Source organism: Filimonas zeae (assembly GCF_014641615.1).
GTDB classification, from domain to species: domain Bacteria; phylum Bacteroidota; class Bacteroidia; order Chitinophagales; family Chitinophagaceae; genus Filimonas; species Filimonas zeae.
Window position 1 is genome coordinate 563,539 of the sequence record NZ_BMIB01000002.1, and the last position, 23,817, is coordinate 587,355.

The 23,817-nt window shown below is 45.8% G+C and carries 13 protein-coding genes; 6 read left to right on the forward strand and 7 right to left on the reverse strand.

Translation table 11 applies throughout. The features are described 5' to 3' along the window. Positions 1-5 precede the first annotated feature (5 nt). Together IEY13_RS09185 and IEY13_RS09190 are read left to right on the forward strand one after the other, a co-directional pair. Positions 6-1,205, forward strand: coding sequence for a molybdopterin molybdotransferase MoeA (locus IEY13_RS09185; RefSeq protein WP_188951679.1), 1,200 nt, complete (start codon positions 6-8; stop codon positions 1,203-1,205). Beyond that, positions 1,198-1,938: a sulfite exporter TauE/SafE family protein gene (locus IEY13_RS09190; protein ID WP_188951680.1), complete on the forward strand. Its 741-nt coding sequence runs from the start codon at positions 1,198-1,200 to the stop codon at positions 1,936-1,938. Before IEY13_RS09185 ends, IEY13_RS09190 begins: the two co-directional genes overlap by 8 nt. Here the strand turns inward: IEY13_RS09190 and glf are convergent. The 3 genes from glf to IEY13_RS09205 all read right to left on the reverse strand — a co-directional run bounded on the left by glf (position 1,930) and on the right by IEY13_RS09205 (position 5,418). After that, positions 1,930-3,045, reverse strand: coding sequence for a UDP-galactopyranose mutase (gene glf, locus IEY13_RS09195; RefSeq protein WP_188951681.1), 1,116 nt, complete (start codon positions 3,043-3,045; stop codon positions 1,930-1,932). The two genes, IEY13_RS09190 and glf, sit on opposite strands and share 9 nt — an antisense overlap. Before the next feature lie 4 nt (positions 3,046-3,049). Continuing rightward, entirely contained in the window at positions 3,050-4,846 is a 1,797-nt protein-coding gene (locus IEY13_RS09200) for an erythromycin esterase family protein (RefSeq protein WP_188951682.1), read from the reverse strand. Between the two features lie 74 nt (positions 4,847-4,920). Continuing rightward, on the reverse strand, positions 4,921-5,418 hold the full coding sequence (locus IEY13_RS09205; RefSeq protein WP_188951683.1) for a hypothetical protein: 498 nt from the start codon (positions 5,416-5,418) through the stop codon (positions 4,921-4,923). A gap of 321 nt (positions 5,419-5,739) precedes the next feature. Here IEY13_RS09205 and IEY13_RS09210 point away from each other — a divergent pair, with 321 nt between their 5' ends. From IEY13_RS09210 to IEY13_RS09225, 4 genes are read left to right on the forward strand one after another with little or no spacing between them, the layout of a single operon-like run. Then, entirely contained in the window at positions 5,740-7,962 is a 2,223-nt protein-coding gene (locus IEY13_RS09210) for a glycosyltransferase (RefSeq protein ID WP_188951684.1), read from the forward strand. A gap of 22 nt (positions 7,963-7,984) precedes the next feature. Next, positions 7,985-10,222 (forward strand): DUF707 domain-containing protein, encoded by a 2,238-nt coding sequence (locus IEY13_RS09215; protein ID WP_229687802.1) that lies wholly within the window; start codon positions 7,985-7,987, stop codon positions 10,220-10,222. 20 nt (positions 10,223-10,242) lie between these two features. Continuing rightward, complete coding sequence (locus IEY13_RS09220; protein WP_188951686.1) at positions 10,243-12,471, forward strand: peptidase domain-containing ABC transporter; 2,229 nt, start codon at positions 10,243-10,245, stop codon at positions 12,469-12,471. A 9-nt stretch (positions 12,472-12,480) separates the two neighbouring features. Next, positions 12,481-13,791 carry an HlyD family secretion protein gene (locus tag IEY13_RS09225; protein WP_188951687.1) on the forward strand — a complete coding sequence of 437 codons (1,311 nt, stop codon included), beginning with the start codon at positions 12,481-12,483 and terminating at the stop codon, positions 13,789-13,791. Positions 13,792-13,801: 10 nt separating this feature from the next. Here the strand turns inward: IEY13_RS09225 and IEY13_RS09230 are convergent, their stop codons facing one another. From IEY13_RS09230 to IEY13_RS09245, 4 genes are all read right to left on the reverse strand, one after another. After that, entirely contained in the window at positions 13,802-16,810 is a 3,009-nt protein-coding gene (locus tag IEY13_RS09230) for a PKD domain-containing protein (protein ID WP_188951688.1), read from the reverse strand. Positions 16,811-16,896: 86 nt separating this feature from the next. Further along, the gene (locus IEY13_RS09235) at positions 16,897-18,666 is read right to left on the reverse strand and encodes an OmpA family protein (protein WP_188951689.1); all 1,770 of its coding nucleotides are present in this window, start codon (positions 18,664-18,666) and stop codon (positions 16,897-16,899) included. A 32-nt stretch (positions 18,667-18,698) separates the two neighbouring features. Beyond that, positions 18,699-19,712: a PorP/SprF family type IX secretion system membrane protein gene (locus IEY13_RS09240; protein WP_188951690.1), complete on the reverse strand. Its 1,014-nt coding sequence runs from the start codon at positions 19,710-19,712 to the stop codon at positions 18,699-18,701. An 18-nt stretch (positions 19,713-19,730) separates the two neighbouring features. Next, the gene (locus IEY13_RS09245; protein WP_188951691.1) at positions 19,731-23,747 is read right to left on the reverse strand and encodes a T9SS type B sorting domain-containing protein; all 4,017 of its coding nucleotides are present in this window, start codon (positions 23,745-23,747) and stop codon (positions 19,731-19,733) included. Between the last annotated feature and the right edge of the window lie 70 nt (positions 23,748-23,817).

A 23,817-nucleotide genomic window follows, 5' to 3' on the forward strand; every position in this document is an offset into this window, starting at 1 on the left:
ACAACATGTCTCATTCACTCATATCCGTAACAGAAGCTAAAGCATTGCTGGCACAGCTGCCTGTTACACCCCATACCGTAGCTAAACCACTGGCCACCACAGCAGGTTGTATACTGGCAGAAGATCTGTTTGCACCGGTAGATATACCCGCCTTTAATCAGTCGTCTATGGACGGCTATGCATTTGCCTTTACCGATTACACTACCCATAATACACTGGAGATAGTTGCTAAAATACCTGCCGGCAGCAGCACACCTTTTACCCTGCAGCCAGGGCAGGCTGCCCGTGTGTTCACAGGTGCACCTATACCCGCCGGTGCCGATACCGTGGTAATGCAGGAAGTAACACAGGAACAGAACGGACAACTAAGCTACCACCAGCCCGCACTAAAACAGGGCGATAACTTCCGGCACGCCGGTTCTGATATAAGCAAAGGCCAGCTGGCGCTGCCCAAAGGCACGCGCATAACACCCGCTACCATTGGCTTTCTGGCAGGCATGGGTTTTCACCAGGTAACCGTATACAGCCAACCCGTAGTTACGTTGCTGGTTACAGGCGATGAGTTGCAAACACCCGGGCAGCCACTTGCCTGGGGCCAGGTATATGAAGCCTCTTCGGTAATGATACAGGCATTGCTGGCAGAAATGGGCATCAGCGTTACTGTACACCACGTAGCAGACGATCTTACAGCCACCACTGCTGCACTGGCAGCCGCACTGCAACCATCAGATATAGTATTACTTACCGGCGGCGTAAGCGTAGGCGAGTTTGATTATGTGGTACGCGCTGCGGAAAACTGCGGTGTACAACAACTGTTTCACCGCGTGCTGCAACGCCCTGGCAAACCTTTGTATGCAGGCGTAAAAGAAGGCAAAGCCATACTGGGTCTGCCCGGTAATCCATCTTCGGTGCTTACCTGCTTTTATCAGTATGTATGGCCGCTGCTACGCAGGTATACCGGCCATAACGATCAGTTGCAAAAAATACAGGCACCCCTGGCAGCAACGCACAACAAACCACACCCGCTTACCCACTTTCTCAAAGGCATATATGCTAACGGAAAAGTTACCATACTTACCGCACAGGAATCGTACCGTATGCGCAGCTTTGCCGTTGCCAACTGCCTGGTAGAGCTACCTGCCGAAGCACGCACTTTTTCTGAAAATGAAATAACCGATTTGTATTTATTACCCCATTATGGATAATCATTTCTGGATATACCCGTTACTGCTGGCAGTTGCTTTTTTATATTCCTCTGTAGGCCATGGCGGCGCCAGCGGCTATCTGGCGCTGATGGCACTTTTTGGTGTGCAGGCCGCTGTAATGAAGCCCACCGCGCTGTTACTGAATCTGTTTGTATCGCTTACCTCTTTTATATTCTATTACCGCGGCCGGTATTTTAACAGGCAGCTGTTTATACCACTGGCACTGGCCTCTGTACCTATGGCTTTTGTGGGCGGGGCCATGCAGATACATGATGATATTTATAAAAAGATGTTAGGCGTTTTTCTGCTGATACCCGTAGCCCGCTTTTTATTTTTCCGGGATATGGAGGTGAATGAAACTGCCAAACCCTCTCCTGTATGGTTGTTGCTGATAGGCGCTGTAATTGGCCTGTTATCCGGTATGCTGGGCATTGGCGGCGGCGTTATTCTTTCGCCTGTGTTATTGCTGCTGCGCTGGACCAACCAAAAACAGGCAGCCGCCATCAGCGCACTGTTTATATTTGTTAACTCCGTAGCCGGCCTGCTGGGTCAGTTAACCAAAGGCATCTCCTTCAGTAGTGAAATGACTGCCTATGTAGCCATCGCCTTTTGTGGCGGGTTGCTGGGCTCCTGGTTTGGGGCCATGAAGTTTCCGCAAAAAACCATTAAACTATTGCTGGCACTGGTGCTGGCGATAGCGGCATTTAAACTGTTTTTGCCTGATTTATATTAAGCCGATAAAGTTTCTGCTGGCTTTTAAGGCAGAAGCTATTACCTGGTGCATATCATAATACCTGTATTCTGCCAGCCTGCCGCCAAAATGCATTTTTGCATCTGTTGCTGCCAGCTGCCGGTATTGCTTATACCTGCAATTGTTAAACGCGTCATTTACCGGATAAAAAGCTTCCCGTCCTTTTTCCCAGGTTTGGGGCGTTTCGTAAGTTACTACGGTGTGCGCCTGCTCTGCCCACTCAAAATGCTTATGCTCAATCACACGTGTATAAGGCACCGCAGCATCGGTATAATTCACTACCGCTACGCCCTGATAGTCGCGAACCGGTAGTATTTTGTCTTCAAACGAAAGACTTCTGTATTCCAGGCAACCAAAACAATAGCCGTAAAACTCATCAATACTACCGGAGTACACCACCAGTTTTGCTTTCTCATTCCACTCCCCGCGCGATTGCAGATAATCCACTCCGGTTTTTACTTCAATACCTTTTAGCAAGGCAGCAATCAGGCCGTTATATCCCCCAACGGGTATGCCCTGGTAGGTATCATTAAAATAATTGTTATCGTAAGTAAACCGCACACACATACGGTTAATAATAGAGGCAGGTAACTCACTTGGTTTTCTGCCCCACTGTTTTTCGGTATATCCCTTTATCAGTTTCTGATATACTTCTGTTCCCACCCGGGCAATGGCCTGCTCTTCCAGGTTGGCCGGTATGTGCCGTATACCCGCTGCCGTTATCTGCTGCTGAATAACAGCAGCAGCTTCCTCAGCCGTAGTTACCCCCCAAAGCTGATAAAAGGTATGCATATTAAAAGGCAGGTGATACAACGCCTGCTTATAGCTTGCCAGCGGTGAATACACAAAGGGGGTAAAAGGTGCCAGGGCATTCACATACTCCCATATACCCCGGTCGTTTGTATGAAAAATATGTGGCCCGTAGCGATGCACATGTATACCTTCAATACGTTCGCAGTACACATTACCGCCTGTATGTTTTCTTCTGTCAATTACCATACACTTATATCCCGCATCCGTCATTTCACGGGCAAACACAGCGCCATACAAACCAGCACCCACTATTAAAAAATCATATTCACCGCACATAACTTCAGGGTGTTGTAATTCCGGTTTCTTTTAAAACAGCTTTCATGGCCTGACTGCGTTTATAAATATGGCTACCGGTATAAAAAGCAGGCATGTCCTCTACAAAACGTAAAGGCTCGCTGTTTCTGATAAAAACAAAAGCATCAAAACGTTTTTGGGGAGAAGCAAACTGGTACCAGTTTTTAAATCTGCTGCCACGCTCTATACGGCAAAAAGCCTGAACGCCACTGCCAATATGTGCAGATGGATAATAGAAATAAGGCAGCCCGGTAGCCAGCCCTGCGTACTCAAAACTATACACAGGTGGTGGTTTAAGCGTATCCTTACTATGTCCGCCACCACCGGAACATACATCCTGCGTATAATAACCCGCCGCTATCTGAAAACTGACAGTAAAGTATTGCCTGCCGTAATGCTGCTTCAGATAATACCCCAAAGGGTAATAGGTTTCCTTAAAACGATTGGTGGGTAGTGCGGTAAGATGGCTGGAATGCGCATAAATAACCGCCTTTTCCCCCGCATGTAAAAGGGTTTCCATAACCATTTGCACCTGCTTAGCCATACCACTATCCCGCTCATCGGGCATAGGCATCAGAATGCCGGGCTGCAAAACAGGCAAACTTTTCAGGTAAGAAAGATATAACTGAAAAAAGCGTTGATCCAGCTTCTGCCTCAGAAGCGTATCTGCCTGTGCGTGGTTATAAATAAGGTCGTATTTTTTATCCTGTATCTGTTGCAGATACCACTTCCCGTTTGTGGAACCCAATAACGCGTGGTGGTACTCCAACAGGTACAACTGAGGTGCTATAACATAATCAATGCCCAGTATGTGCACCGGCTTATCTGTATGCATATTGTAGTTGCGCAGCCAACGCAAAAAATCCATAAAAAGGGCATAATCCCCAAACCCCATCTTCACATCGTTGGTAATCTGCTGCTCATATTCAGCGCCAATACTGCCCTGGGCATATAAATCCCACAGTAAGGTTACATCCATCGGGGTTTCCAGTAACACCAAACGGCACCGCTGCTGTACAATCAGGTTTTTGATAAATTGAAAAGCAGCACTTCTTATGGTGGCACTACCATGCGTGCATTCCCCCAGCCCAATCAGTCTGTTATTGTTCAGGTCTGAAATATCCGGAAGCAGCGTGCTGTCATTTCCTGCAGTAAGTGGCACCAGCCTGCTTTTACTTAAACTGCCTGCTGCCGCAGTACTATCTTTCCGTGCTGCATACTCCGGGCTATTGCCTATATCTTTTCCATTAACTGTTACCTGTATACGCTGCAACCACACCACCTGTTGGGGTATAGAATCACCCTGATAGTAAATACCTATGCTGATAGCTTTATCGTTGCCGGCAGTAAAAGAAACTGCTTTTTTCTGAAGTGCGCTACCCGAAAAGGTAAGCTGCCTGTTCACTATAGGGCGCTCCTCAGCATCCATAGTGGTAATATACAGGGTAAGCATTTTGCCCTCAGGCACAGCAGCCTGTAAAGCCACCTGGCACTTTTTGCCTTTAACATTGCCAGGCAGCAGAATAGTTTTAAGCAGTAAAAAACGCATAGCCTTATCCATGCCATAGGCGCGGTAAGAAACTTTCAGGGCTGGCTTTCCATGCTCAAAATTGCTGTACACAAACTTACTGCGACTTTGTGCGGATAGCCAACCCCAGCTGCAATCATTAACGCCACTGAAATCAAGGTCATACTTTTTTTCTGTTGTCTGTGTTTTTCCGGCAAGGTTGAAAACCAGGGTTATCAGCAACAACAGAAAAAGCTGGTGTTGGTATTTTTTCACGTTCATTGGTTGTTGGAATAACCTGTACACAACGTGTACAGGTTATATTGTACTAAATGCCCGAAGGCATCTGATTAAAACCCGTAAGAACCTACAATTCTGGGATCGTTCATAGAAATAGTACCACCGGACGAAGACTGCGCATCGTAAGTATAATAGCCGGTACTGTTGGCATTACCCGTAACATTGATGGCATGATCGGGCGTTCCGTTGCCATCCAGATCAATTAAAAGAATACCCGCATCGCCGGATGAGGATGTGTTATACCCTCCGGTAGAGTAATAACCGGAAGATAAGCCGTACTGAGACATCAGCCAGGCCACATCAGAACCGCTTACACCCTGTATGCCTACATAGTTGTAAGCTGTTTGGGAAGACCAGCCATAGGTGTTAATATGATCGGCGTATGCCTGCTGAATCTGGCTTACTGACAAACCAGTTGCAAACGAAATGGACTGAAACACACAATCGCCCCAGCCATCGCCCCCTTTAAAGCCAGATAATTCTTCGCCGGAAATCTTCTCCATTTCGCTTTCCAGCATTTCAAATGCAAGTCTTACTTTTTTTGTCATAAATAACAAATGTTTTAAATGGTTAATAAAATTATCACAAATGTAGAATATAATAATATTCACATTATTTGCAAAAACAAATCCAGCCTGGCACAAAAACAACTTCAGGAATATAATAACTTAGATAATATATACTTACATTTTTCACAACCACGCTCACCCCCTTTTTTAAATGAATATGTCCCCCTAAAAAAACGAAAACGCCCCCTCAGTTTATATTTTTAAAAAAGCATCTTTATGTATATTAAAGCAACACCCCGTTCCGCATTAACCAAACACATCAGTAAACTGCTAAACAACCAACACCTTAACCCGTAGTTCATGATACCTGTATACTTCATTGACCGGCACAATCAGCTAAACAACAATGGACTTAACACTTACACCCATCAGCTTACCACCCGGCTGGCCCAAAACCCGCAGCTCAGGCTAACCATCATATGGCTGGAATGCCCCCAGGAAGCCATTTCAAAATCAGTTACCGGCAACATCAGCCACCTGCATGTTCCCCATACTATTAACAAGGCATTGGAGCACAATGGCACCCACCCTTCTATAGCACAGGTAATTATTAATGAAATAGGCAATACCCCAAACGCCATCATTCATCTGAACTGGATAAATCATTGTGTTTTAGGATGGCATTTAAAAAATGCAACAGATGCAAAAATTGTATTAACATGCCACTGCCTGCCCTGGCGCGACCTGCTGGCGGCAGACTACCCTACCTTTTACCAACTGAACAAAGCCTACACCCGTAACCAGAAAACAGCCATTGGCCATGTATTGCTGCGCCGGGAAATGATGAGTTACGATTATATTGACCATATTATTACCGTTACCAATTCAGCCAGGCGATCGCTTACCGGTTTATATAATATAGACAGCAGCAAAATAACAGTGATACCCAATGGAATTTCCCCCGGGGAATTAAAAAGAAATACCCCCGTTACAAGGGAGCGCCTGAGAAAAAAATACGGATTTGCCCCCCATGAAAAAATAGTACTGTATGTGGGAAAGGTAACTGTATTAAAAGGTATTATACATGTTATCAGGCAATTCTCCCGTCTGGCAGCTAAACCTTCCTTTAAAAATGTACGGCTGGTAATTGCCGGCTACGGCGATTATAAAGAGGCGCTGCAGTCTATTACAGGCAGATGGACGCATATTACCTTTACCGGCAACCTTTGCAAAGGTACTTTGTACGACTTCTACGCTATGGCCGATATAGGGCTTATTCCCTCTTTTACCGAGCAATGCAGTTATACAGCCATTGAAATGATGATGAGCGGCCTGCCGGTACTGGCAGCAGACATAGACGGCTTACAGGAAATGATCAATACCCGGAACGGACTACGGCTGCATATACGCTTTACCCCCAAAGGCCCCCTGATTAACGGCAAAGAACTGGAACAGAAAATCAACTTTCTGCTACACAATACCCAGGCAGCAGCAGCACTTGCCACCCATGCCCGGCAACAAGCCTTACAACGCTACTCTGCCCTTAGAATGACCAGCGAAACGGTAGCCTTGTATGAGCAACTGCTGCAACCGGCTAACGGGCATACGCCTTACCAACTCCCCACTGCACATACCCTTCCGCTGGTAACCATACTATTACCCTGTTTTAATGCAGGCACGTACCTGCCGGAATGCCTCAGCAGTATTTTCAGACAAACCTACCCACATTTTGAACTGATTATTATTAACGATGCCTCTGCCGACAATACAGATACGATTATCAGACAGCAGACAGACACCCGGATTATACATATAGAGAACCTGGAAAACAAAGGAATTACCGCCACCCTGAACAAGGGTATACAACTGGCGCAGGGCAAATATATTGCCCGTATAGATGCAGATGACCGTATGACTCCAGACCGGCTGGAAAGGCAGGTAAATTTTCTGGAAGAGCATGTTGCCTATGGCATGACCGGCGCCCAGCACAATATTATTAATGCTGCAGGCTTACCTGTTAACAGAATATGCCCGTTAACAGACAGTAACATGCTAAAACTAAGCCTGCTGTTTTTTAACCCCTTTGCCCATCCGGCGGTTACCATGCGCAGCAGTATTGCCAAAGATTTATTATACGATACGGCATTTGGCAGCTGCGAAGACTATGAATTATGGTTCAGAATTGCCGAAAGCCATAAAATCCACAATCTCAACCTTCCCCTGCTGGATTATCGCGTACATGGCCAGAACCATTCTATCCAGCAGCAAAAACAAATGCAGGAAAACGTAATGCAGCTATTATCAAGAGAGCTTGACAAAATAGAGGTATCGCACAGCGCAGAAGAACTGGCCCTGCATATGGCTATTCATCTGGGCTATGGAGCCAGGTATTTTAATGCTGCTGAAAAAATGGCCCGCCTGGGTAACTGGCTGCATAAAATAACCGGCACATCTCTGCTAGCCCAACAATACCCGGCTGCCACACTTCATAAATTTAAAAAGTACCTGGTAGAAAGCAGGTGCGGTTTACCTTTTAACGCTATTACGCCATATGCACATCACCTATCTCATACTAGCTCATAAGCACCCCACCCAACTGTTGCGCATGGTAAACGCCCTGCAACATACCGCCGCTTCTTTTGCTATACATATAGACAGCAGAACGGACATTACCCCTTTTACCCGTATATTCTGTAACACCCCGCTACCGGTTTACTTTGTTAACCAGCGGCATGCCACCAGCTGGGGGAGTTTTGAAATGGTTGCGGCCTCTTTAAGCGGTATGGAGTTTATTCTGGAAACCATTCCACAAACAACCCGTATTATATTATTAAGCGGCGATGATTATCCTATCAAGAAACCGCAGTTTATTTATCATTATTTAAAAAACAATGAACAGGCTATTTACATCAGCCATTTTGAACTCCCCCATAAAAAATGGGACCGTGGCGGGTGCATACGGTTTCCCAATTTTGAGCGCATTAATGCAGTAATGAAAATCTACTGTGGCTCACAATGGTGGTCGTTTCCGGCACCGGTTGCCCGTTTCATATTACAACTGGTTCAGGAGCAGCCTGCGTTTGTAAATTATTTCAAAACGGTGGTTATTCCCGATGAAAGCTTTTTTCAAACCCTGCTGCTCAACAGTGATGAAATTTTTATAACAGGTCATATTGTTAATCACAATCTGAAACTGATTAAATGGGATAAACCGTATCTGCACCCACGCACCTTTCACCCCCGGCACTTTAATCTGATAAAAAGAAGCAAAGCATTATTTGCCAGAAAGTTTAATACAGAACATGTTTCTGAAACAACAGATTTAATAGATGCGCATATATTAAACGCACCACGCCATTTACCACAGTCAGCACCCCATAAGCAATACGCCCCGCAACCGCCTAATCAGGTAATATTATTTCTTACCAATAAAAATGATGCAGCCACACTGAAGGCCTATCAGGAAATACAAAGCAATACCCTGCATAAAACAGTGCTGCTTTATCACCAATCCACCCCGGATATACCGGAAAACATACAGCAGGAAACACCATTTGCATTCAGTGATGCTATTCTTTCCCGCCTCAACTACACCCCTATCAGCCCCCAGCTATTACCTGGTAGTATACATTTTCCGGTACTACAGTATTACCTGGCCAATCCGGGATACCAGTATTACTGGTTGGTGGAAGATGATGTAAGGTATGGGGATACCTGGGATAACTTTTTCCGTTTTTTTATACAACGCAAACAGGCTGCAGATTTTATGGCCAGCCACATCACTACTTACAGGCAGGAACCTGGATGGCACTGGTGGCCCACCCTGCAGCATACCAATGCAGATAATATTCCGTTGGCAAACCGGCTTAAATCGTTCAACCCTATATTCCGCATTTCCGGCCGTGCACTGGCTTTTCTTCACCAGGCGTTACAGGCAGGCTGGCAGGGCCACCACGAGGTACTGCTTCCATCATTACTGCACAAAGCAGGTTTTGAAATAAACGATTTTGGGGGTAACGGCGCTTTTGTACCCGCCGGATGCAGCAACAGGTTTTATGCCGCATCGTACCATACCGCTGCCGGAAAAACGCTTTCTTCCATGCGCTTCCGCCCCTGTATAGAAACGGAAGAAATGACAAAACCGCTGTTATACCACCCGGTAAAAACACGCTCAGGCGCATCAGCCACAAAAAGCAACTGCATTATTGCCGCCGTTGGCAGCAACAGCCTGCACCGCAACTGGATTAACAACAACCCTGCATACGATCTTCACCTGATTGTATATGACGATTCTTACCAGCAACATACCGGAGACACCGCATTCCTCCATGCATCAAAAGGATATAAGTTTCAGCTGATACACGAATACCTTACCCAGAATAAAGAACTGCTGAACAGGTACCGGTATTTTTATATGCCGGATGACGACATACTTATCAGCCCGGCTGAAATAGAAAAGCTCTTCAGCTATATGGAGCAATATACACTGGCTATAGCACAACCTGCTATTGCACGTCTGCACTGGTCGTACCAGCATACCGTAAAACAGGCAAACTCCCGGCTGCGTTACACCAATTTTGTAGAAATTATGCAGCCGTGTTTTTCAGCAGAAGCCTTGCAGCGGGTGTTGCCCACTTTTATACAATCGCGCACCGGATGGGGTATTGATTTTCGCTGGGCGGCTTTACTTGACAGCCCCCGCACCACCATGGCTATTATTGATGATATCCATTCCATACACACACGCGCAGTACAAACCAGCAACCATGACGAGCTTAACCAATACCTGGAAATGCATGGGCTTAGCAGGGATATTTATGTAAGCGAATCTCTTCATTCTTAAACGCCACAAGTACACGATATATGAAGTTCACCTCTTTTCCCTGCGACCGGCAACTTGATAAAATGGATTGTGGCCCGGCCTGCCTTAAAAGCATTGCCCGGCATTATGGCAAATTTTACTCACTGCAATACCTGCGTGAAAAATGTGGCATTACACGGGAAGGGGTATCCTTTCTGGATCTGAGTTACGCTGCTGAGCATATAGGCTTAAGAAGCATTTCATTAAGGGCCACCCTGGACGATTTGTGCATAAGAATGCCGCTACCCGTTATTGTGCATTGGAACAACAGTCATTTTGTGGTAGTATACAAAACCAGCAAAAGAAATATTTATGTATCAGACCCCGCCAAAGGCCTGATGCACTATTCGCACAAAGAGTTTGCAGAACACTGGTATGCTTCCGGAGAAAAAAAAGGGGTGGTACTGGCGCTTGAACCGCAAGCCACTTTTAAGCAGCGCGAAGCCAATGAAAAAACAGAGCGGAAGAAAACTTTCCAGAACATGCTCAACTACTTTTACCCTTACAAAAAAAGTTTTGGACTGTTGTTTCTGGTAATGTTGATTGTAACGCTGTTACAGGCCCTGCTTCCTTTCGTATCCAAAGCAGTAATTGATGTAGGTATTCAAACGCGTGACGTTAGCTTTATTAATCTGGTACTTATTGCCAACATAGCAATTATTGTAAGCATTACACTCTCTAACGTTGTACGGGACTGGATTCTGCTGCACGTAACCTCGCGCATTAACATAGCGCTTATTTCCGATTATCTGATTAAACTGATGAAACTGCCGGTTACTTTTTTTGAGAATAAAATGACTGGCGATATACTCCAAAGAGCCAACGATAATGAACGTATCCGTTCGTTTATTATGAACAACTCTTTAAACACCTTATTCTCCACACTCACGTTTGTTATATTCGGGGTAATACTGCTTATATACAACACCCTTATGTTTTTTATTTTTCTGGCGGGTAGTTTACTCTATGTAGGCTGGATTGCTGCTTTTTTAAAAATACGTAAGAAGCTGGACTGGGAATATTTTGAACTTATATCTAAAAACCAGAGTTACTGGGTAGAAACCATTAAAGGCATACAGGATATTAAAATTAACAACTACGAAAAGGCCAAACGCTGGAAGTGGGAAGGCATACAGGCCCGGCTATATAAAGTGAACCTGAACCTGCTATCTGTAAACAATGTACAAAACGCCGGGGCACAGTTTATTGACAGCCTTAAAAACCTCTGCATTACCTTTTATTCGGCCAAAGCTGTTATTGCCGGAGAAATAACCTTTGGCGTAATGCTTTCCACACAGTTTATTATTGGTATGCTTAATGGCCCCGTAGTTCAGTTTATACAATTTATTATATCGGCCCAGATGGCCAAAATAAGCTTTATGCGCCTTAACGAAATACACCAGATGGAAGATGAGGATGAAAGAACAGGCACTAACAACATTACGCTTCCCGAAAACAAAAGCCTTTCACTGGACAATGTTTCTTTTCAATATACCGGCAACGGAGCGCTGGTGTTAAAAAATATACGGCTGGTAATTCCGCATGGTAAAACCACCGCTATAGTGGGCGATAGTGGCAGCGGCAAATCTACCCTGCTGAAATTACTGTTAAGGCTATACCGCCCTTCGTATGGCAGTATTAAAATGGGCGAAATGAATATTAACAATGTAAGTCTGAAACAATGGCGCGACACCTGTGGCGCTGTAATGCAGGATGGACAGATTTTTAACGATACGATTCTTAATAATATTGTACTGGATGATGAACATACCGATTACACACGGTTAAAACACGCTGTAGCTGCTGCCAACATAGGCAACGAAATAGAGCAGCTGCCACTGGGCTACCAGACTATGCTGGGCGAAATGGGACGTGGACTAAGCGGTGGGCAAAAACAGCGGGTGCTGATTGCAAGGGCATTGTATAAAAACCCGGAATATCTTTTTTTTGATGAAGCTACCAACGCCCTGGATACTATTAACGAACAAAAAATTGTATCTGCCCTGGAAAAGGTATTTGAAAACAAAACGGTGGTAGTAATTGCACACCGGCTAAGCACCATACGCAGGGCCCACCAGATTATAGTAATGCAGGATGGTATGATTGCAGAAATGGGTACGCATGAAAGCCTTATAGAAAAAAAAGGCAGGTACTATCAGCTGGTTCAATCACAATCAGACCTCATAACCAGCGTAAACCCCATACCCACCACACAACCAGCAGTTGTTTAATCTATAGCTATGACAGAACAGCCTGAATTAAAAAACGTAGCAAGAACCGAGGAGATACAGGAAATTATAGACCGGATGCCCAACCGGTTTGGTTTCTGGATAAGTATGGTGGTATTGTTTATAGTAATACTACTTGCTGTATTCGGTTTTACCATACGGTATCCTGATGTTGTTACAGGCAGCATTACCATTAACGCAGAAAGCGCCCCGGTTAAACTGGTAGCCAACAGCTCCGGCAATATTTATCTGAACAGTTTTCACTCGCAAAGCGCCGTAAAAAAAGGCGATTACATTGCCATTATCAGAAATGCCGCCCAGGCAGCAGATGTGCAGAAAATACAGCTGCTTGCCGAAAACTTTAACCTGAACGCTCCCAACATACGCCTGGAAGCATTTCCGCGTACCGTTTCACTGGGCGAACTGAATGCTGCCTACTTCTCCTTTCTCAGTGCTTACGAACACTTCGTTTCGTTCTATAAACACAACCTGTTTACCAAACAGGAAGAAGTATTGCGCCAATCTATAACAGAACAGCAAAACCTGCTGGATTTAGCACACAAAAAACTGGAGAACAGTACAGAAACCATGCGCCTTACCAATAAGTTTTATAAACGGGATTCCACCCTGTTCTCCGAACATATACTGGCAGAAGCAGAGATTGACAAAACACATATGAATAAAGTCTCTGCCAAAGACGCCCATGAATCAACACTCAGCAACATTATCAACCTGCGTGAGCAACTGCAGCAATCTATTAATCAACTGCAACAGGTTAGTATACAAAAAGAAGAAAAAGAGCGGGAAGTAAAGCTGGAGCTTATTTCTACTTATACCGATCTTATGGGCAATATCAGACAATGGGAACAAAAATATGTTTTTAAATCGCCCATGAATGGCAAGGTGGAGTTTCTGAAGTTCCTCACCAATGATGAGTTTATTCAATCCGGAGATGCCATTTTTACTATCGTACCGCTTCAGGACAAAATTATAGGGCAGATGATTCTGCCTTCTGCCGGAGCAGGCAAGGTAAAAACCGGCCAGAATGTTATAGTAAAACTGGAAAACTACCCCTTTGCCGAGTATGGCAGTATTACCGGTAAAGTATCTTCCATATCATTAACTACCAACCCCGTAAAAACCGCCAGTGGTGATATAGAAACTTACCTGGTAAATATTACCCTTCCTCACCAGCTTACAACAAACTATGGTTCGCAACTGGATTTTAAGTTTCAGATTAAAGGCACCGGTGAAATTATTACTAAAGACCGCAAGCTAGCAGAACGTTTGTTCGACAACCTGAAATACACTTTACACCGCTAGCCTGCGGCCCTTAGCGTATAATAGTAACTGTTCCGGTTTGCCGTGGTTTATCCGGTGTACCGGGGTTAATAATGTAATAGTAGGTACCGGCAGGCAGCGGGTTGCCATTCTGCATTCCATTCCAGGGTACCGCATACCCTTTCGATTCAAACACCTTAGCCCCCCACCTGCTGAATACCTGTACAGTAGCACTGCGGTAGGTTTGCAGCCCTTCTATTACCCAGGTATCATGTATACCATCACCGTTAGGTGTAAATGTATTGGGTGGTAAAATAGATAGCAATACCGTAACCAGCACACTGTCTTTAGCCGTACACATATTGCCAGTGGTGGCCTGCAGGTAATACCGCTGTGTTTCAGGAGGGCTGGCGGCAGGATTAAGTGTATTGGAAGACACTAAGGTGGCAACCGGCGACCATTCAAAAGTATATGCACCGTTTACAACCACGTTGCCCCGCAGCACTGCCCCACTGCCTTGTATAATAGATTGATCCGGCCCGGCATCTACTTTAGGTGTATCATATACCGTAACGGTAGCCGATGCCGTATCACTTACACAACCATCGCTGCTGGTTACATGGTGCATAATAGTGAAAGTGCCCGGCGTATTGTACACCTTTACGGGCGAGGCCTGTGTAGAAACAGCTCCATCACCCAGCTGCCAGCTATAGGCCCGTATGCTGCTACCCGAAGCAGGTGCAGAAGCATCTGTAAACGAAATACTGTTGTTAATACAGATGGCAGTTGCCGATACGTTTAACCCGGCCTTAGGGCGATAAGCAAATGCAGCAAAAGGATGCGATACGGTATCTGCACAACCATCCGCCGCTGTAGCAATCAACGTTACGTTATAGGAACCGGCAGACTGATAATGGTATTCAGGTGTTTTTCCTGTAGCCACGCCCCCTTCACCAAATTGCCAGGTAAACTGCAGGTCGTTTATATTTCCGCCATAAGTGCTCTGGTTGGTAAATACAGCCGCACCATAAGGCAGGCAAACTGTTGCCGGCACTGTAAATGCAGCCACCGGTGGCACACCCTGTGTAAGGGTAAACTCTTTTACCGTATCGGCCTTACAGCCATTGGCGCTGGTTACTTCCAGCGCCACCGTTTTTTTACCGGTGGTATTATACCCGTAAGTGGTAACAGGCGTAGTGGCTTTATCTGCCCCAAAACGCCAGTTCCATTGCACCAGCGTGCTGGTATCGCCCGCAGCACCGGCTGTAAACGTAGCGGTAAAAGGCAGGCAGCCCTGATATTGCGTTGTAAAGTCAGCCACCGGCAGCGCCTTTCCCTTTACGGTATCTACCAGGTGTTTAATAATAGAACAGCCACCCGGCACAGGAATAGTAAGCGTTACAGGTATGGCATAACTGCCTGCTGCTGTAAAGTGAAAACTGCCGGGTGCCGTATAGTAATAGAGTGGCCATCCATCCCTTATTACTACACTATCCGGTACCGGGTTAACCTGCACAACGTCTGCTGCATTGGGCACCAGGCCGGCAATGCCTTTCAGCGCCCATTCAATACGCTCCGGTTTATATTCCGTTTTTAATACAAAACCAAAAGAATCTTTAATACAAGAGGCTTTGGTGATACCGCCACCTACCTCCCCACCCATCCACACCTCCGTTTTGGGCACATGTATGCGGGTTACATCAAACACATAACTTTCATAGCCAACCATACCATAAGCTAAAGCAGTAAAAGCAGAATCGCTTTTTACCGCACAATACCTGCCTTCCGATATCCATCTTTTTATTACTACTGTATAACCAGGTGCGTTAGGATGGGGGTAGGTATGATCAAAAGTATTACTACCATCAATGGTTAACGATTTTAACCCTTCTGTAGGAATAACAAGCGTTACATAATTATATAATACTTCAAACCGGTAGGTATTAATAAACTCCGCAGCCTTGCCCGCATTCTCCAGCGGACTAATCATTACCATTTCACCATCGCCCTCTCCGGAAACCGGGTAGTTGGGTTCCGAACGCGAAAGCATACATTGCGCCACGGCTATTGGCTGGTCTGCCTCTATATAACTGGCCGTTTTAGTAATCAGCTGGTAATAAGTATTGTTAATTAACCCTGTTTGCACTACCCCATTTACTTTTACCACGGTAGCAGGGTTAGTAACCATAATGCGGATAATAGAATAATTAAACGTTTTGCTATTGCCGGAAGCCGAGTAAGGAGCCGTAAGAAAACGTTTGCCCAAGCTGGTGAGGGGCGTCATCTGTTTTATTTCAAAATCGGAAGAGCCATCAAAAGAAGGATACTCAGTATGTATATACATAGAAGAAGCGCCTGCATACACTGCCACAGGCTGGCAACGCCCGGAAGCACCCGGCACAGAACGTACACGGGTTCCGGTAAGTTCGCCTTTATCGGTACGCGTAACAGCGGAACTTAACATCTGATATACCTGTCCTTTTTTCAAATCAACAGTAAAAGGCACACCAGCAGGTCTTCCTCCTTCCGTGTCAATAGGCGGAGTAATCTCCACCCGCGTATCATCAAATGCGGCAGCCACACATACATATCCATTGTTATCGTAAGGCGCATCCATTGTCTGGTAAGTAAATCCCCAGGCATCTACCGGAAGCACCTGAGTACCGCCCGCATAATCAGGAGAATAAAAATGGCTGTACAACGAAATGGGCGCGGTGGAATGCACTTCCACACACCTGTTAAACACCCTTTCATGCGAAACGCCCACTCCGGCAAAAAGTATTATCGTACTCAGGTTGGTCAGTTGCACCTCCATCGCCGTTCGTGCAGCAACCTGATACACACGCGGAGTAATACCCGCATCTGTACGTATATTAAGGGTTACTGTAGCAGGCTCATCACGGGTACATATGTATATAGAGGCCTGATTTGTATTGGTAAAAGGATAAACCACCACAAAATCCATTTCCCGGCTGCTGGCCAGCTGACCTTTGGCCGTTAGCACACCGGCAGTAAGCCATAACAATAGTACACTTATGATAGATGTTACAGAACGCCTCATTGTATATACCCCGTATTTAAAATGTCCTTTGCCATTGTGGTACAACAGCAAAGGACATATAACAACAATCAGTTTTTCAGAAAAAACTACAACACTTTCATTTCCACACGTCTGTTCTTGGCTCTTGCTGCTTCATTGTCTTTGCCATCAGCCGTGGTTTCTTTTTCCAGCGGGCAGCAGTCTCCATAACCTTTCGCTACCAGTCTTGCCTTGTCAATACCTTCGCTTACCAGGAATTTCACACACACTTCTGCTCTGGCCTGCGACAGTTTCAGGTTATGCGCTCTGGTACCGGTACCATCGGTGTGGGCACCAATCTCCACCTTTACGTCTGCATGTTGCTGTAAGTAAGCAGCTACCGCCCTCAACTGGTTGTAGCCTGCTTCATCAGGTTCTGCTTTATCCAACTCAAACAATACGTGTTGCAGTAAGGCTTTATTGTTTTCCACCACCACTTCCGGCTTAGGTGCTTCTTCAGGCACTGGTGTTGGTGTAACCACTACCGGTGGTTCTTCCTTCACAGGGGCCTTTACTTCCTGCGGCCTGTTTACTGCAAACAGTTCCAGGCAACAGGCCGAAGAACGATCACTGCTGATGATAGCATCCGTAAGCAGGTCTTTATCCTGGCGGCTTACAAAGTAGATATCATCTTTTACTGAGTTTACCGGATAGCCCATGTTTACCGGGGCTTCCCAGGCAGCCTCAGGTGCGCCTTTGGCTTCAAACAGGTCAAACCCACCCATACCGGTTTTACCATCGCTGGCAAAAACAAGTTTACCAGATGCCTGGTGGTAAAAAGGCGCTTCCTCATTGCCTGCCGTGTTAATAACAGTACCGGCATTTACTGCCTTGCCTGCTTTACCGCCGGGCTGTAAGGGCGCATACCATATATCAAACTTGCCCGCCCCACCTGGCTTATCAGAAGCAAACAACAGGTATTTACCATCTGCGGTAACCTGTGGCTGCCTGGCGTTAAAACCGGGTTCGTTTACGGTATTGCCCAATTGCACGGGTTGCCCCCACACATTATTCTTTTTCTCGCTGGTGTAAATGGCCGAGCTTCTGCTGCCATCTGCTTTGGCATCCCAGGCAGTAAAAAATACACGGTTACCATCTGCCGTAAAAGAAGCTACGCCTTGTTGCTTTTTATCAGCAGCAGGTATAGCTAACGGAGTAGCAGCACCAGATACTGCAGGTGCGGTATACAGGCTATTATTATAAGTACCCCGGGTAGAGGTAAAAGCAATACCACCATCGTTTAACCAGGCAGCCGCATAGCTAGCCCCTTCCTGGTTAATACCGCTGTCAAACTTACTCAGCTTAGTGGCAGACGCACCGGCTGCCAGTTGCTGTTGTATAAAACGCAGGTTTTCCAGTTCCTGGGTAGCCTGCTTTTTATATTCGTCATTGGCAGTATACTTAGCCAGAAACGCTTCCAGCTGCTGCTGTGCTCCGGCATATTTGCCACCGGCACGCAGGCATACTGCATACCAGTACTGCGCCAGCGGGTATCTGGCCGCATTGGTTTCTGCAACCTGCTTATAAGCTGCCTCTGCATTGGAATAGTAGGTAAGATGGCGATAGCTTTCGCCCAGGCGGTACAACGCATCTGCATTGCCCTGGCCGGATGCCTTGCCCTGCTTCTGAATATGATACGGATCATAACCACCTTTGGCAGACGGTGCCAGCCCTATATATTTTTCGTAATACTTAGCGGCGGAGTTAAAATCGCCCTTTGCATAATAATCGTCTGCCGCCTTTTTGTAGTTGTTTACAAACTGCGCCTGCGATACACTCAGTACACCGCAACACACCGCAGCCAGTATAAAATATCTGGAGGAATAATTACTGCTCATTGAAATTAGTTTAGTGTTAAGTGATTGAATGCTTACAGTCTCGGACATACAAACGGAACGGCATCTGTTTTCACACCTCTTCTTCCCGTAAAGGTTAATGAAATTTCAAAGCTGTTGGCGCTACCGGCCACTTTAGACAAATCAGAAGTATTCACATCATAACTTACACCCAATACCATGTTTTTATGATATACACCTACATAAGGCGAAAGCGCATCTTTCAGACGTACGTTGGCACCCAGTAAAAAATCGGTGGTTTCAGAAGCCCTTATCTGTCCGTAAGCACCCAGCATTTTCTCTTCCGCTTTACCCTGTTTCATATACAACAGGTTGGGCGTAACGCTTACCACTTCAGAAAGGTTGATTTTAGCACCACCATGCAGTGTATAACGTACCGGCAGTTTCTGGCCCACGCCACCCGAAATAAACGGATCATCCGGTTGTGTAAGGTGATACGCAGAGAAGCCTGCAAACAGGTTTACCTTTTTTCCAGGGGCTGCATCAAAATACATTACACCGGCACCGGCATCAAACGCCATGGCAGCATTCTTTGCCAGAATATCCGTCATAGGAATATTCAGGTTCAGGCTGTTGGTTACATCATCCCACTGCGCGCCGGTCTGGAACTTAGAGGGGTTAAAACGGCGGTTTAATACACCACCGGTAATACCAATGCTGATGCGCTGGTTGCCCTCTTTGCCAAAACGGAAACCGGTATAGGCTACGCTCAGGTACCCATTCAGGTAGTTATAAGCGCCGCCTGCTGCGGTCTGGTTCATCAGGTTTACACCCAGGTTAATGTTTTTAGACGTAACCATATCAGCAGAAACACCCGGCGTTGAAAAACCATTGTTGATATTGTTCCACTGGTTACGGTAAATACCGGTAACGCGGTAATCGCCATCAATAGCTCCTGTAAGGCCGGGGTTCAGCCAAAGGGGGTATGTATAATACTGAGAAAAATGCGGATCGGTTTGTGCTTTCACCGCTGTGCCGCCTATACAGGCAGCCAGCAGCAGTATCAGATAATTCGGTTTCCTTTTCATAACAAATAGTTTTGGCGATTAACGAATCAGGCTTACGGTTCCTTTGCTGGTTTGGGCAGAGCCGTTGGTAAATGTCATTTGTGCTACATACACATATACACCTACCGGTAACGGATTACCACTGTACGTACCATTCCAGCCCTGGAATTTGTCAGCAGTTTCAAATACTTTCTCTCCCCACTGGTTAAACACCATCAGCTTTAACGAAGCAATGGTATTGCCATATACTCTGAACTCATCATTCTTACCATCTCCGTTAGGCGAGAACATGTTTGGAACAAAGAAGTTATAAGTAAGTGTACGTGCAAAAGCAGTGTCAGAAACAATAGCCTGACAGGTAAGGTCTGCAGTTGCTTTTACCACCAGGCTCAGTGTATCACCACCATTAAGGCCGGTTACTACGTGTGTACGGCCCTGTGCGCCGGAGCTGGGCAAGGTAAAATCAATGTAGTTTCTGGATACTTCGTACCCTTTGGCACCCGGTACTGCATCCCATGCAAAAGTGGCTGTTTCGCCGGTAACAGCTGCGGTATGTACCACAGGCGCCTGGGCTAATTTAGGCAGGGCCACTGCTTTTACACGATGGCGCTGTGCATCGCCACAACCATTCACAGCAACTGTTTCCAGATAGTAGATTACAGAATCTCTGGGAATAACCGGCGTGGTAAAGGTGTTACCCGCACCCACCTGCTGCCCTTCGGTAAAGCCTGGGTAATAAGCCTGATCGTACCACAGGTAATTGGCACCTGTTGCCGGGGCATTCACCTCAAAAGTAGCCGCTGTACCCTCACACACTGCTATGGAATCTGCTTTAGCAACACCTTTGGCAGGGTATTCACACGCAAACTCATAAGCACCTACATCGGGTGTATTGGTGTTACGGCGCGTACCCAGTATATCTCTTACCACACCTAAAGCAGCACCTTTATTAGCCAAAGCCATTACGGTAGGTTTAAAGTTGCCATTGGCAGGATCGGCATAACCCGGGTTAAGCCCCCATGAGTTGGCATCAAAACCGGCACCTTTCCAGTCATCCATGGTTTTATATAAAGTACCACCCAGATAACCGGTATACAGGAAGCTGGAACTCTGATCAATAAACGCGTTGTTGTTATCAGAAACAATCTGATACGTGGCTCTGTTTATATACATGGCATAGGTTCTGGCAGATACCTTTCTGCGCATGGTAAACAGGTTATTCTTCAATTCTATGCCAGGGGCATCGTTGTTCAGATAAAAACAGGCCCCTCCTCTTGTAAACGTAGCACTGGTATCATCAATAGATACGGTGTTGTGATAAATTTTCGTATTCTCACTGTTGCTTTGTACATAAATACCGTACTGGGTAGGCGTTCCGTGGAAGTTGTACACCAGGTTATTGGTAATCATGTTAGGCTTATCAACCGGTGCATTGGCGCCAGCCACACGAATACCGTAAGCAGTACCGGTAGAAGTAAGGAAGTTAGCAAACAGGTCGTGTATCTTGTTCCGGTTTACATTGGCACCCACCAGCGTAGGCCCGTACCATACCGCGTACACCGTACCACCCGCAGTTGCGTTAGGGCGACTAAAATCGTTGCCTTCCAGCAGGGTGTTGGTGTTGTACGTCATATAAAAACCATAATAAAAGAAATCCTGAATGGTGTTACCGGTAAAGGAGTTGTTAACAGCACATGCCGCACCACCAGCAAAATCAGATCCGTTCATAGAAATACCGTAATAACCACCCTTAATAATATTGCTGTCAATTACGTTATAATCGCTGTTGGAAGCACCGCTGCTTATAGAACCCGAAGGGCCGCCGTTGAACACAATACAAGCTATACTGGATGCATTCAGCGATGGAGCGCTGATAGTACACTTGCGTATAACGTTACTGTCAGAGTTATTGGTAATATTAATAGCAATGGCGTTAGTAGCAGCAGTAGTTGCTATGTTCAGGTTTCTGATAATTGTGTGCGAAGCATTGCTTAACACCAGCGTAGCCTTACGTGCACTTACAGAAGCACCGTAGGTAAGGGTAGCGTCATTACCGTTAAAGGTTACTGTATTAATAGCAGAAGCACCTTTAATTTTAGGAATGGTTATCTGTTCTGTGTAAGGGCCGCTACCTGCCGCCACCTCAAACTGTATAGGGCCCGCAATCCCGCAGTCCATAGAACGTATAGCATCTGCAAAGCTGTTATAATTACGGTTACCGGTAGGTACCTGGTTATTAATGGTATAAATACCGGCAGACAGTAATGGATTTACATTCAACAGTACCGCATCGGAAAGTTTGGTATCGGTACCGCAGGTTACCCTGGCCTTAATATAAACCGGAGTGGCTGCTGTAAAAGTATGTGCACTGGATTGCAACGCACCGTCCAGATTGGTATATTCACCGTTTTCAGTAGCACTGCTTACCCATTGGTACGATTGGCCATCGCCTGCTGAGTTACCCGTCAGATCCAGCGCTACAATTGAGCCTTCACAAACCGTAGTTCCGGGAAAAATACCGGTAGAACCGGCAACCACCGGAGTAGTACAGGGGCTGCTTCCAAACTCATAGGCACCGGGATCAGGAAAGCTGGTATTCCGGTTTACACCCGCAATATCTTTTGCCACGCCTACGTATACGCCGCGGTTATCCAGTTCTGCTGCGGTGGGCTTAAAATTAAACGCCGCTGCATCTGTAAACACAGGGTCAATAGAACGTGTTAACAAGTCAAAGCCGGTAGCAGTACGCCAGGTTTCCAGCGTATTATAGTTTGCTTTGTAATATCCGGGAGTGGCTCTGTTGGCAGTGGCCGTTACCAGATAGTAATCGTTCCTGTCTATATCGCACATAGTAAGCGCATTTTCAAAATACGCTCCATATGCACGCGCAGTTCCGCTGTTAGACAGCGAAAAAATATTATTTTTTATCTGAATATTGCTGCCGTTTACTTCAACAGTAGCATCTGAGTAAAAGCCTGTAACTGTTTTATCAGCGGCTGTATTTACATAAAACGTGTTGTTATATACGTTCAGGCCTGTTATAAGGTAATTGGCTTCAATGCCACGAAAATTGTTGTTGGCATCAACATCATAAATAAGGTTATTGGCTACCACATTCTCTTTTCCCGGTGCCGCCTTACAACCAAAAAAGCTAATGCCATTAAAATTATACGAAGCAGTAGGATCTGCATTCTTAAAACCATGAATGCGGTTTTCCAGTATATGCGTAGCAAAACAACCTTCATTCGCATTAATAGCGCTAAAACTCCAGTCGGTAAGTGAACCGGTAATAGTATTACCCTGAACCAGCGTGTTATCGGTACGCATCAGATAAATACCGGCATTACGCGGGCTTATCACTGTATTATTTATAATCTGGTTGTTGTTGGCAGTGGTAATAACCTCCATATTCTGATCCCAGTTACTTACCCATATGCCATAGTAACCACCGGTAACTTTATTACCGGAAATAATATTGTAATCGCAGTTACCCAGGCCAACGGAATGATCGTCAGAACCGTCAATTACAATACCATAATAGTTTTGTACGTAACCCACTGTTGGCAGCATACCTGCCTCTACTTCACATTTACGAATGATATTGCTGTCCGCATCTCTTAACAGGTGAAAGCCGGTACCAAACTCAAATTCAGTGGTAACGGTAAAAGCCACTTTCAGGCTGTCGAATATAATATGCTTTGCGCCATCCAGCTTTACAGTGCCTTTATTGGAGGCGTTAGTAGAAATAAAGTTTACAAGGTTACCGTTGCCAAAAAAGGTTACGGTGTTTATTGCTGAAGTGCCGTTGATAGGATTAAGGTTAATTTGCTCGTTGTAAGGGCCGCTGTTGGGTGCCACATTAAAAACAACGGGGCCGCTAACGCCGTTTAAAGCAAGGCTCTGTACTGCTTCTTCAAAACTCTGGTAGTTTTTGGCGCCGGTTGCCTGGCCGGCGTTAATAGTGTACGCCCCTGTCAAAGGACTGATCTGGGCACGCGCACTATCGTAAGAAACGATAAGCACTAAAAGCAGAAATACCTGTAAAAGTTTTCGCATAGCAGTTATTAAATTGGTTAAAAACATAAAATTATCTTAACATAGCCCCGGCCATATCCTGATAACCAGC

Bases quoted from the DNA above. Each gene is read 5' to 3' on its own strand.
- IEY13_RS09230 (WP_188951688.1), bottom strand. From the start codon at position 16,810: ATGAGGCGTTCTGTAACATCTATCATAAGTGTACTATTGTTATGGCTT.
- IEY13_RS09225 (WP_188951687.1), top strand. From the start codon at position 12,481: ATGACAGAACAGCCTGAATTAAAAAACGTAGCAAGAACCGAGGAGATA.
- IEY13_RS09205 (WP_188951683.1), bottom strand. From the start codon at position 5,418: ATGACAAAAAAAGTAAGACTTGCATTTGAAATGCTGGAAAGCGAAATG.
- IEY13_RS09185 (WP_188951679.1), top strand. From the start codon at position 6: ATGTCTCATTCACTCATATCCGTAACAGAAGCTAAAGCATTGCTGGCA.
- IEY13_RS09190 (WP_188951680.1), top strand. From the start codon at position 1,198: ATGGATAATCATTTCTGGATATACCCGTTACTGCTGGCAGTTGCTTTT.
- IEY13_RS09245 (WP_188951691.1), bottom strand. From the start codon at position 23,747: ATGCGAAAACTTTTACAGGTATTTCTGCTTTTAGTGCTTATCGTTTCT.
- glf (WP_188951681.1), bottom strand. From the start codon at position 3,045: ATGTGCGGTGAATATGATTTTTTAATAGTGGGTGCTGGTTTGTATGGC.
- IEY13_RS09210 (WP_188951684.1), top strand. From the start codon at position 5,740: ATGATACCTGTATACTTCATTGACCGGCACAATCAGCTAAACAACAAT.
- IEY13_RS09220 (WP_188951686.1), top strand. From the start codon at position 10,243: ATGAAGTTCACCTCTTTTCCCTGCGACCGGCAACTTGATAAAATGGAT.
- IEY13_RS09240 (WP_188951690.1), bottom strand. From the start codon at position 19,712: ATGAAAAGGAAACCGAATTATCTGATACTGCTGCTGGCTGCCTGTATA.
- IEY13_RS09215 (WP_229687802.1), top strand. From the start codon at position 7,985: ATGGTAAACGCCCTGCAACATACCGCCGCTTCTTTTGCTATACATATA.
- IEY13_RS09235 (WP_188951689.1), bottom strand. From the start codon at position 18,666: ATGAGCAGTAATTATTCCTCCAGATATTTTATACTGGCTGCGGTGTGT.